Annotated in this window: 10 protein-coding genes, 1 riboswitch and 2 other annotated features; all 10 genes read right to left on the bottom strand. The window is 32.5% G+C overall.

Annotated elements, in window-relative coordinates:
• Positions 1–35: 35 nt before the first annotated feature.
• Positions 36–1,580: a 2-isopropylmalate synthase gene (locus BS101_RS11575; RefSeq protein WP_073538963.1), complete on the bottom strand. Its 1,545-nt coding sequence runs from the start codon at positions 1,578–1,580 to the stop codon at positions 36–38.
• 46 nt (positions 1,581–1,626) lie between these two features.
• Positions 1,627–1,823: a binding site (T-box leader), on the bottom strand.
• Positions 1,824–1,893: 70 nt separating this feature from the next.
• Positions 1,894–2,090 (bottom strand) — a binding site (T-box leader).
• A 64-nt stretch (positions 2,091–2,154) separates the two neighbouring features.
• Entirely contained in the window at positions 2,155–3,936 is a 1,782-nt protein-coding gene (locus BS101_RS11580) for a methyl-accepting chemotaxis protein (RefSeq protein ID WP_242951246.1), read from the bottom strand.
• 285 nt (positions 3,937–4,221) lie between these two features.
• Positions 4,222–5,091 carry a DUF1002 domain-containing protein gene (locus BS101_RS11585; protein ID WP_073538965.1) on the bottom strand — a complete coding sequence of 290 codons (870 nt, stop codon included), beginning with the start codon at positions 5,089–5,091 and terminating at the stop codon, positions 4,222–4,224.
• 90 nt (positions 5,092–5,181) lie between these two features.
• The gene (locus BS101_RS11590) at positions 5,182–5,796 is read right to left on the bottom strand and encodes a DUF3793 family protein (RefSeq protein ID WP_073538966.1); all 615 of its coding nucleotides are present in this window, start codon (positions 5,794–5,796) and stop codon (positions 5,182–5,184) included.
• Positions 5,797–5,968: 172 nt separating this feature from the next.
• On the bottom strand, positions 5,969–6,397 hold the full coding sequence (locus BS101_RS11595) for a flavodoxin (RefSeq protein ID WP_073538967.1): 429 nt from the start codon (positions 6,395–6,397) through the stop codon (positions 5,969–5,971).
• Positions 6,398–6,568: 171 nt separating this feature from the next.
• Positions 6,569–7,033 carry a 6,7-dimethyl-8-ribityllumazine synthase gene (ribH, locus tag BS101_RS11600; protein WP_073538968.1) on the bottom strand — a complete coding sequence of 155 codons (465 nt, stop codon included), beginning with the start codon at positions 7,031–7,033 and terminating at the stop codon, positions 6,569–6,571.
• A gap of 22 nt (positions 7,034–7,055) precedes the next feature.
• Positions 7,056–8,258, bottom strand: coding sequence for a bifunctional 3,4-dihydroxy-2-butanone-4-phosphate synthase/GTP cyclohydrolase II (locus BS101_RS11605; RefSeq protein ID WP_073538969.1), 1,203 nt, complete (start codon positions 8,256–8,258; stop codon positions 7,056–7,058).
• A gap of 76 nt (positions 8,259–8,334) precedes the next feature.
• Positions 8,335–8,988, bottom strand: a complete 654-nt coding sequence (locus BS101_RS11610; protein ID WP_073538970.1) for a riboflavin synthase — start codon at positions 8,986–8,988, stop codon at positions 8,335–8,337.
• Positions 8,989–9,009: 21 nt separating this feature from the next.
• Positions 9,010–10,119 (bottom strand): bifunctional diaminohydroxyphosphoribosylaminopyrimidine deaminase/5-amino-6-(5-phosphoribosylamino)uracil reductase RibD, encoded by a 1,110-nt coding sequence (gene ribD / locus BS101_RS11615; protein WP_073538971.1) that lies wholly within the window; start codon positions 10,117–10,119, stop codon positions 9,010–9,012.
• Between the two features lie 275 nt (positions 10,120–10,394).
• A riboswitch (FMN riboswitch) is annotated at positions 10,395–10,511 on the bottom strand.
• A 145-nt stretch (positions 10,512–10,656) separates the two neighbouring features.
• Positions 10,657–12,081 carry a transglutaminase domain-containing protein gene (locus BS101_RS11625; protein WP_073538973.1) on the bottom strand — a complete coding sequence of 475 codons (1,425 nt, stop codon included), beginning with the start codon at positions 12,079–12,081 and terminating at the stop codon, positions 10,657–10,659.
• Positions 12,082–12,215: the final 134 nt, after the last annotated feature.

The following is a 12,215-nucleotide window of genomic DNA, read 5'->3' on the forward strand; positions in this document are numbered from 1 at the left end:
CTCCTATCAAAATTTTATATTAATTTAAATATCTACTAATTAGCTGAAATTTTTTGTAAATCCTTTGAATAAGTTTCATAATACAATTTATTTACAGCATTTATAAAAGCTATACCGCTGGCCTCTACAATATCTGTACTTATACCTTTTGCTGAAAATATTTTCCCTTCCTTTTCAATTCTCACAGTTACTTCTCCCATTGCATCTTTTCCACTTCCTACAGCTTTTATAAAGTAGTCATTTAAAGTAACATCTATGCCAGTGGCTTTTTCAATGGCTTTAAATGTAGCATCCACAGGTCCATCTCCACAGGAAGCTTCACTTAATTTTTTTCCGTTACATTCAATCTCCACAGTAGAAGTAGACACTACAGTGTTTCCTGTAAAAACTTGATAGTACTTTAACTTAAATACTTCTGGAACATGAAATATTTCATTTTTCACAAGGCTTTCTATATCCTCGTCGGATATATGCTTTTTCTTATCTGCCAGCTCTTTAAATTTTTTAAAAATTTCATCTGTTTTCTCTGTGCTTAAATCTTTATATCCCATTTCATGTAAATGCTCTACAAAAGCATGTCTCCCAGAATGTTTGCCTAACACTATAAAATTTTTCTTAAGTCCTACGGATTCCGGTGTCATAATTTCATAGGTTTCTCTGCAGTTTAATACCCCATGTTGGTGTATACCGGATTCATGAGCAAAAGCATTAGCTCCTACTATTGCCTTGTTTCCTTGAACCTGCATACCTGTCACATGGCTTACTATACTGCTGGTTTTAGTTATCTCCTCTGTTACAATATCCGTATGACAATTGAAACTATCCGCTCTTGTACTGATTGCCATTACAATTTCTTCAAGGGCTGCATTTCCTGCCCTTTCTCCCAGTCCATTTATGGCACATTCAATTTGCTCTGCACCACTTTCAATGGCTGCCAGAGAATTTGCCACAGCCAGACCCAAATCATTATGACAGTGTACACTTATAATTGCATCTTCAATATTTTTTACATTTTCTTTAATTCCTTTAATGAATGCACCATACTCTACGGGAGTGGTATATCCTACCGTATCTGGTATATTTACCACATCTGCACCTGCTTCTATAACAGCCTCTAAAACTTTATATAGAAATTCCGGTCTTGTTCTTGTAGCATCTTCTGGTGAAAATTCTATGCTGGGACACAGTCCCTTAGCATATCTTACCATATCTGCCGCCCTTTTTAAAACTTCTTCTGGTTTCATTTTCAACTTATGCTCCATGTGAATATCCGATGTGGCAAGAAAAATATGAATTCTCGGTTTTAAGGAACCTTTAAGAGCTTCCCAAGCACAGTCTATATCTTCCTTTGAAGCTCTCGCAAGTCCCACTATGACGGGACCCTGTATATTTTCGGCAATAGCCTTAACTGCCTCAAAATCTCCATGGGAAGCCTTAGGAAATCCAGCTTCTATAACATCTACAGACAATTTTTGAAGTTGTTTTGCAATGGTAATTTTATCATTTATATTAAGGCTCACCTTAGGTGTTTGTTCTCCATCCCTTAACGTAGTATCAAATATATATATTTTCTTTGTCATAAAAATTCCTCCTTTTTATAATTCAAAATATAAAAAACAGACTTCTCTATGGGGCGAGAAGTCTGTCGCGGTGCCACCCAAATTTTTTCTTAATTAAATAACGGCGTAAACCGATAGAGCCTACTAAAATTTCAGCTTATAACTCCAGGGTGAGTTCAACCTGTATGATTTATGGGTTTTCACCTATTCCCACTCTCTTTTAAATCCATTGACATGTCTACTATTCCCTATCATAGTTTTTACAATGCATAATGCACAGTTCACAATGCACAATTTATAGATTTTTTCTTTTTAAATATAAAAAACAGACCTCTCATGGGGCGAGAAGTCTGTCGCGGTACCACCCAAATTTTTTCTTAATTAAATAACGACAATACTGCCGGCACAGCCTACTAAAATTTCAGCCTACAACTCCAGAGCGAGTTCAATGTGTACTATCTATGGGTTCTCACCTTTCCCCAATCTCTTTAAAATATAAACACACCTACTGTTCTCCATCTCAGTTTTTATAATCATCTATATACCTGTCAGTATATTATAAATTAGATTTGCTGTCAATAGATAAATAACTTTTCTATAATAAAAACTTATTTACTTTTTCTTTTAATTCGCCGGAAACCTGTTCCAAATCCGCTGTAAGCTTTTTTACATCTTCCATTCTCTCTCTTACTTCAAGGGTAGAGGCTGTTATTTCCTCTGAAGATGCTGCTATTTCCTGTGTAACTGAAAGTATGGAGTCCATAGAAGAACTAACTACATCCTTATTTTCATAAACTTCCTCTATCTGAGCCACATTTTTTTCAATTACCTTTGGCATATTCTCCATAAAATCAATTACCTTGCCTAATGTCTGCTTTGTTTCATTTATAGTATCAACCTGAGATTCTATCACTTTACTTGAAGTTTCCACGCTGCCTGCAGAAACATTAACTGTATCTATAAGTTCCTTTATAAGTACATTAATTTGTTTTACAGATTCAAAAGTTTCATCTGATAGTTCTTTAATCTGTTCCGCCACCACGGCAAAGCCTCTTCCTGCTTCCCCTGCTCTGGCAGATTCTATAGATGCATTTAAAGAAAGTAAATTTATCTCATTTGAAATTCCTTCTATAGTTTCTACTATGCTTACTATATCATTGGATTTATTCAATAATTTTTTTATATTACTGTTGGTTTCCTTGGAAGCTTCTATATTCTCCTTATTTTTATTTTCAAGTTCATTAAGTATATTTATAATATTTGAATTTAACTTACTGGCCTTAAATACATCTTCTTTCATAGTAATACTGTTTTCTTTCACCATATTTATATTTTCTGACAAAATACTCATGCTTTCAATACTATTTTGCATGTCTTTTGCAGAATCACTTACAGCTGAAGATACTTGTTCCATTGCGTCTTTTATGCTGCTTGAATTTTCAGAAGTAACCTCAGTAAAGGAACCTATGTTAACTACTTTTTCATCTATTACAGATGATGTATTCTTTATCTTTACAAGAACATTTTTTATCTCATCTATCATTTCATTAAATATTTGTGCTATAATTCCTATTTCATCTTTATTCTTTATATTTACTTTTACAGACATATTACCTTTAGACGCCATTTTCATAGAATTTATTATTTCACCTAAAGGTCTTACCTTGTTTTTCATAAGAATGCCTATAAATAGTACAGAAACCAATATTATAATTACAGATATTGTAACTATGATTATTAAAATTTTATATAGAGGTTTATAAAAATCTTCATCATAGCATCCTACATTTATGTACCAATCCCAGGGTTCAAAATAAGCTACAGCATTTATTTTAGGTCTTTCTCGGGTTTCTCCTGGATTTTTCCAGTTGAAATGTACTATTCCTCCACTTTTAGGATTCTTAGCTTCATCCATTATAAGCTGTACCAAACTGTTTCCATCTGAATCCTTAGCACTTGATATATCCTCTCCTTCTTTGTAAGGGTGCATCATCTCAACTCCCTTACTATTGATGGCATACATATAGGCTTCTATATTTAATTCTAAATTTGAATTAAGTCCCCTTGTTTTTCCATCAGACTGTTTTGGATTTAACATTTTACCTTTAAATGCTTCTTGAGCTTCAGCCCGTGTAAGTTTTCTTTTTTGGACCTGTTCTTCAAGTAGCTCCATCGTTACAATACCCATTTGAATTCTATTTTTTATAGCAGTTTCTCCTAATTCTGTAAGTTCATTTTTGGTATTATAAAAACATACAGATCCTATTATAATTATAGAGGTTACAATTATACCTAAAAACCATAAATAAGAACTAAAAAAGCTCCGACTTAACTTGTCGTTTTTTAGTTCACGCCTTTTAGATCTTTTTTCTTTCATAAGCAACTACCCCTCCCCCAATACAAATACACATTAATTACAAATTGATTTACTACATTACTTTATTATACCGTATATTTGTGTATAATCACAATATAATGCTATAAACCCCTCCATATATTCCTATATAAGGGGTTTATAATAAAAATTTCCTTGCATTTTTCAACCATTTCATTTTAAAATTTTCAAGTTCCTATTTGTCACATATTTCAATAAGAGGTATTACATTTATTACAGGTTCTTCATAGGGATGAACTTATTTTATTGTACTTACAGCATCAAATTCTAAAATAAACCGCTGAAAAAATTTTTAATGGCTTCTATAATTTTAGCAAAAAATCCTTTAGCTTCTTCAGAAGATATACTTCCTTTCAATTGGCTTGCCACACTGTTTAATTGATCTTTCAAATCAGAAAAATTTAAGTTCAAACCATTTATTTTACTCATTAGAGATACTATTTTATCCACATCTTCAGAGGATAAGTTAAAATTATAATTGTTAACCACATTTTGCACTATGTTTTTTATTTCCCCTTCTGTTTTAGGATTTTCTTTAACTACCTCGGTTTTTATTTCATTTATTAAACCCGCAGCCTCATCCTTCCCTATTTTATCTCCCAAATTTCCTGTGGTTACCAATTCATCATTTGCAACCTTTTTGGTCTCTTCATCAATTTTATTGCCTGCAGTACTGTTTTCAAAGCCTTTTAAAATACCTGTAAGAGCTGCAGTTCCAGATACATTGAAAGGAGCTGACGCTTTAACATTGGCATTTTTTATCCCTGCGGTTATAAGGGCATTTTTTATCATACTGCTGCTGACCCAATATATATTATTGGTGGATACTTGAAGACCTCCACTGGAAGTTGGTTCTACATAAGCACAAGATATAGATTTAGTTCCTATCTGTTCACTGCTTGCCACATCTCCTAGATACTTTTTTTCCTCATCTATATTTACTTCTATCACATTAACTTCCTGTTTGTTAACCTTAAAATATTCCAGCATATCATTTTTTTGCTGCTCTGTAAGATTTCCTCCCAAAGTAACCACTTTATATGCATCTGCCTGTACTTTATTTACACCCCCTATTAATACCACCGATAAAACCATAAATAATATCAATAATTTACTTGTAAATATTCTACACTTCATATTTAAAATCTCCTTTTCAATATACTAATAAATATAATATACTACATTTATCAATATAAAAAGTACCAAATTGTAAAAACATAGAGTACTTTAAGAAGATAATATTTTTACTACCTTTGTAATGCCTATGTCATTTTGAATCAATTTCAAAAAATTATGTTTTGATCTATTATAATTTTCAAAGATCTCAAGGGCTTTTTCTCTGTCATTATAAACCTTCCAGTAGCCACAGCATACACATTCCTTTTCACTGCAATTTATAAAATCTTCTACATCTTTAACTGGTATACCTAAAAAGATTCCCATCTCATGCGGACAAAAATTATATTCATATCTATTTTTAAGAAGGTTTAGCTTGTCAATTAAAGGCATAGAATTTAAATATCCAAATTTACTTAAAAACTCAGCATTATCCTTATAACACAATACTTCAGAGAGCATCTTTTCATTATAAAATAAAAGTACTATGGCATTTTCCTTTCTATTAATTTCAAATACTTTTAAATTTATATTTTCTAAATATTCACTTCCATATTTGCACCACAGATCATACATATTTTTATTCTTATTGGATATAGTAATTATAGAAGATGGTTTGTATCCCGCAATAGTAGGAGATAAAGCATAGGTTATAAGGCTCATCATATATTCTTTTTCATCTGCATTGTACATAAACTTAATAAATTCCTGATTTAAACTTTTCACATTCTACCAACTCCCTTTAATATAACACTAGGATTCCAAGACAAAAATATTTGATAAAAAATATATTTAAACTTAGAATCCTACAGGTATTATCATATATCCAATTTTTAAATTTAATCTTATAAAAATTTCGCTATTTACCTATGTTAACATGAAAATATACCCTACAATATTAATAGGCAGCTGCTTCCCGTCCAAAATTTCTGCATTCTTCTTCTGAACTTCCCTCCGGGGCTTCTTGTACAACTAATCCTTCATTTAATAGATTAGCTCCATAGCCTTCCATCCTCTCTACCCAGCTTCTCATCCATTCTCCATCGCCCCATCCATAAGAGCCAAATAAACCTAATTTTTTGCCGGATACAGAAGAAGCAATAGAGTCCACAAAAGGCTCCATTTCACTTTCCTCAATAACCTCTGCACCCATGGCAGGAGAACCTAATAACACCATATCTGCACCTTTTACATCATCAACACTAGCCTCTGAAACATGTAAAAGTTTAACTTCTGCGCCTTTTTCCTTAGCACCTTCTTCTATTAATTTAGCCATGGCCTCTGTATTACCTGTTCCTGTCCAATAAATAATATTTACTTTACTCATTTTTATCATCTCCTCAAGCTCCTGAAATAGTCGATAATGAAAATCATTATCATACATATAATGATATATCTGTTTATTACAATTGTCAATAGTTACATAAAATATTTCATATAACAAAAACAGGTCATTAAAAGTATACATCCTTCTAATGACCTGTTTAAAATATATTCTCTATTCTAACTCCTTGATTAAATTAGCCATTTCTATAGCAGCCATAGCCCCATCATATCCTTTGTTTCCACTTTTAGTTCCTGCCCTTTCTATAGCCTGTTCTATATTGTCTGTAGTGAGTACGCTAAATATAACCGGAATATCACTTTCCAGTGAAACATGAGCTACACCCTTTGAAACTTCACTGGATACATAATCAAAATGAGGGGTAGATCCTCTGATTACAGCTCCTAAACATATTACTGCATCATATTTTCTAGAAAAAGCCATTTTCTTTGAAATCATAGGTATTTCAAATGCTCCCGGTACCCAACTTATATCTATATTATCCTCTTCTGCTCCATGTCTTTTTAAACAGTCTAAGGCTCCAGACAATAATTTAGATACTATAAATTCATTAAATCTTCCCACAACTATTCCAAATTTTAGCCCCTCTGCATTTAACTTTCCTTCATAAACTTTCATCTTTTCAGTCTCCTTTGATATATTAATAATTTAAAATATGTCCCATTTTTTCCTGTTTTGTTTTAAGGTAAAAAGTATCATAGGCAGATGCCTTCATTTGGATTGGTACTCTTTCTGTGATATTTATACCGTAGTTGGATAACTGTTCTATTTTATCCGGGTTATTTGTCATAAGTCGTATATCTTCCACACCTAAATCTTTTAAAATTTGTGCAGCAGCATAATAATCTCTTAAATCCTCCTCAAAACCCAGTGCAATATTTGCTTCAACGGTATCTAAGCCTTTATCTTGCAGTGCATAAGCCTTCAATTTATTAATTATACCTATGCCCCGTCCCTCTTGATTCATGTATAAAAGAATGCCCTGTCCTTCTTCTTCAATTTGGGTCATAGCTCTTGCATACTGCTGCCCACAATCACATCTAACAGAGCCGAAAGTATCTCCTGTAAGACATTCAGAATGTACTCTGCACAAAACTGAATTCCCTTTTGAAATATCCCCTTTCACAAGTGCCATGTGATTTTCTCCATTTATTTTATTTATATATCCATAGGCTACAAATTCTCCATATTTGGTTGGCAGTTTTGTATGCACTACCTGTTCTATAAGTTTCTCTCTTTGTTTTCTATACTCCTGCAGAGCCTTAATTGTAATAAACTTCAATTGATATTTTTCCGCAAATTCCATTAGTTCGGAAGTTCTCATCATGGTACCATCATCTCTCATGATCTCACAACAAAGTCCACACTCTTTCAGATTTGCCAGTTTCATAAGATCAACAGTAGCTTCTGTATGTCCATTGCGCTCCAGAACTCCATATTCCTTTGCACGCAGTGGAAACATATGTCCAGGTCTTCTAAAATCCTCTGGCTTTGCACCTTCTTCTACAGATTTCAATGCAGTTATGGAACGTTCTGCAGCCGAAATGCCAGTAGTTGTACTTACGTGGTCGATTGATACCGTAAAAGCTGTTTCATGGTTATCTGTATTATTTGAAACCATCTGTGGAAGGTTTAATTTAGAAATCATTTTACTACTCATAGGCATACAGATAAGTCCTTTTGCATGTGCTGCCATAAAATTAACATTTTCCTGGGTTGCAAATTCTGCTGCACAGATTAAATCTCCTTCATTTTCCCTATCTTCATCATCAGTCACCAGAATCATTTTACCCTGTTTAAGATCTTCTAAAGCTTCTTCAATACTATTAAATTTATTGCTCATAATTTTCAACTCCTCTTTTAAAAATACTATTAATTAGTCATGTTACTTTAGTTACAACACAAATCCAAATTTTTGTTTACCAAAACCCATTTTCCTTTAACAATTCTTCTGTTATGCTGGAATTTTTTACAGGTTCTGTTTCTTTTCTTAAAATAAGATTTTCAATGTATTTTCCTATTAAATCACATTCTACATTTATTTCATCTCCTGCACTTTTATACTGCAGAATAGTCTGTGCTTTGGTATGTGGGATTAGGGATACACTAATACAGTCTTCATGCACTTCTGCTATGGTAAGACTCACTCCATCTAAAGCCACAGAACCTTTTGAAACCATATATTTCAATAATCCCAAAGGAGGCTTTATAACAAGCCAGGTGGCTATATCCTCTTTTTTTATGTCCTTTACCCTGCCGATTCCATCTATATGTCCTGTTACTATATGCCCTCCCAGTCTTTCTCCTACCTTCACTGCCCTTTCTAAATTCACATCACTGTTTCTTCTTAAAAGTTTTAAATTACTTTTTCTTAGTGTTTCAGCCATTACATCTACTGTAAAAGAATTTCCTGTAAAACTTGTTACCGTAAGGCAGGCTCCATTTACAGCTATACTGTCTCCTAATTTAACTTCCTCTAAAACTTTCTCTGAAGAGATAGTTATTCTAGAAGAATTTTCTCCATTTTTTATTTCCAGTATTTGTCCAATTTCCTCTACTAAACCTGTAAACAATATTCCCCTCCCCTTTTTTAATTACTTTTCTACATATCCTTGAACCATCATATCTTCTCCTGATTTTGAATAGCTAATATTTTTTAATTTAACGGCTTTATTTAAATCTTCAATACCTTTTCCTTCTACAGAAGTTTTAGCTTCTAATCCACCTATTATTTTAGGGGCTATAAAATAAACAACTTTATCTACAATTCCTGAACTTAAAGCAGAAAAATTAAGTGAGCCCCCTCCCTCTATAAGCAAACTATCTATACCGATATTTCCTAACTTTTCTATTAAAATCTTTAGATTCACATGACCAGATTCATCTTTAGGACAGATAATTACATCCACTCCCATTTTCTCAATTTCATACTTTTTATCTTTATCATGTCCCTCTGTGCAAGCTATTATGATTTTCCTATATTTAAGTGTATCAAAAATCCTACAATCCATAGGTATCCTTAATTTAGAATCTAAGATTACAGCTATAGGACTTTTACATTTTCTCTCCAGCCTTGTAGTTAAAAGTGGATTATCTGAAAGTATGGTACCTATGCCCACTGCAATTGCCATAACCCTATTTCTTATGTGATGTACAAAATTTCTGGATTCTTCACAGGTTATCCACTTTGACTGTCCTGTAACTGTTGCTATTTTACCATCTAAAGTTACTGCAGATTTCAATATTACAAAAGGGTGTTTTTCAGTAATATACTTTATAAATATTTCATTTATATTTAAGGCTTCTTTTTCTAAAACACCTGTAACCACTTCTATTCCCTTACTCCTTAAAAAATCTATGCCTCTACCTGACACTAGTGGATTAGGATCCTTTAATGCAACCACTACTTTTTTTATTCCTGCTTTTACTATGGCTTCTACACAGGGTGGAGTTTTTCCGTAATGAGAACAAGGCTCTAAAGTCACGTATATCTGCCCGCCTGCAGCTTTATCACCTGCTTCTTTTAATGCATATACCTCTGCATGGGGTCCTCCATAAAATTTATGATAACCTCTTCCTACTATATTGCCTTCTTTTACTACAAGGGCTCCCACCTGTGGATTTGGATTCACAAAACCTTCTCCCTTTGATGCCAGCTCTAAAGCAATTTTCATATAATGTTCATCTTTATTGTCATAATTCATAAAATTGAATCCTCCACTTCAAAAGAATATTATTACTTTTTATATAAATTTTACAAGTAAAAGGGCAAAACACCCGCGGCTTTTATGTACAAGCTACCAATAGTAATATCCCAACTTCTCAAATATGGAAATAAACTGCCTGCCCTCAGATAAGTTACAGCTATAAGTACTACCTTCAGATTTTTCCCATTCAAAAATCCCCCCGAAAATACCTTCAGGGGGATAATAAACATACTAAGAACAACCTAGCACATAAAATACATACTACAAAAAACTTCCACTTTCTCCATCCAGACTTTACTGTCGGTACTGGAATCCAACCAGTTCCTGCTGATAATCAGCTCGCGGACTATACCGCCGATCGGGAATTTCACCCTGCCCCGAAAGCATATTATTAAGTTTTAACTATGGTTTTAATATATACTTCTTTTTTTCACTTGTCAATAGAAACTTTTAAAAAAATTGTAATCTTTAATACAATTTTATTGACTTAAATTATAAATACTACAAAAATTTACATTGATAACTGACAATAACTTAAGATTTTACTATGACAACATACTTTGCTCCTGAAATTTCATCTGAGTAAGTAGTTATAGTAACTTCCTCTGAAATATTGTACTTTTTGCATATTTCATTTAAAGTCTGGGTTATATTATACTCACTTGAATTATAATTCAATATTTTTACACTTACAGAATTTTCCCCTTGTGATAATGCCTCTTCTACTGCACTATAAAAATCATTATAGTTATCAACAACTTTTATATCATTGCCGTAAACATCCTTCTCCACCACATTAAGGTTGTCAAAACTGTATTCTGTACTGGTACATTCAGGATACTCATCTGTATTCCACCTATGATTTTTGGCAATCTGATCATCGGTTATGTTAAAATAGGAGTGAGAAAGCCTATTTGAGCCATCACTTATAACGGGATCATCCCAGGTAGAATCCAATTGATAATACTCCCCCTGTATTTTCACTATATTCCATGCATGTCCAATCCATTCAGTACCATTATTTGCATCCCCTATCACCATCCTGCACTCTACCCCTGCCGCCACAAGAAGTCTATCCACAGCATCTGCATAACCCTGACATACTCCAACTCCATTTATCAAAACCCCATAAGCTGTATAAGAGTCTTCCGGCATATTACCTTTATATGCTCTTTCATCATATTTGGTATTATTAACTACATAGTCGTGAAGTACCAGTTCCTTTTGGTAATCTTCCATATCAGAAGTAATTAAAGTGTCTATAAGTTCACTAACCTTTTGCTGCACGATTTTCTCTTTTTCTATTAAACTTTCCTTTGTATCTGTATACTTAAAATTTATAGTAACTTTTGCAGGACTTGTATATTCAACATTGCTTGCTGCTCCTGAATATCTTGTCCTTAAATCAGAATAGTCAATTAATATCTTGTTTATAACATCTAGATTATATTTATCTTTGTCATAATTACTTATATTTAAAATTAAAGTATCTTCATAATTATACAATGCATCTTTTAATGCATTATAGTATTGTGAATAATTTTCTATATCAATTGAGTTATTTAAATTACTTTTCTGTACTGTAAAATTATATTTTACCCCTTCATTTAATTCTTTACCTTCAACAGATTTTAATCCACTATCTATTACCAAAACATATTGTTTTCCCTCTGCATATGAACTTATAGGAGAAACCTGTATTGTATCTGAAGAGGTATTTATAATATTAACTTCTAAAGGCGTACTACTCCCCTGTTCATATACTTTTATAAAATTTTTTGCAGAATCTAAATCAATATCTTTATTAAAAGTAATAGTCCAGATCTTCTTATCGCTTACAGTAGAGATGCTATTATTGTTCCAAATTTTATATTCTTCTGCAGCATAACATATTTCACCAGAGGATAACAATATAACTAACATACCTATTATCATAAACTTGTATATTTTTTTAAACACTTTATCACCTCCATATAATATTTTGGCACACTAAAAACTTTTAAAATACTCCGGTTAAAATAACTATATTATAGTTGTATTACAAATCAATTAACATTTTTCAACATTTTTATTAACACATTTTGTACTTTAAG

The organism is Clostridium kluyveri (assembly GCF_001902295.1).
Taxonomy (GTDB): domain Bacteria; phylum Bacillota; class Clostridia; order Clostridiales; family Clostridiaceae; genus Clostridium_B; species Clostridium_B kluyveri_B.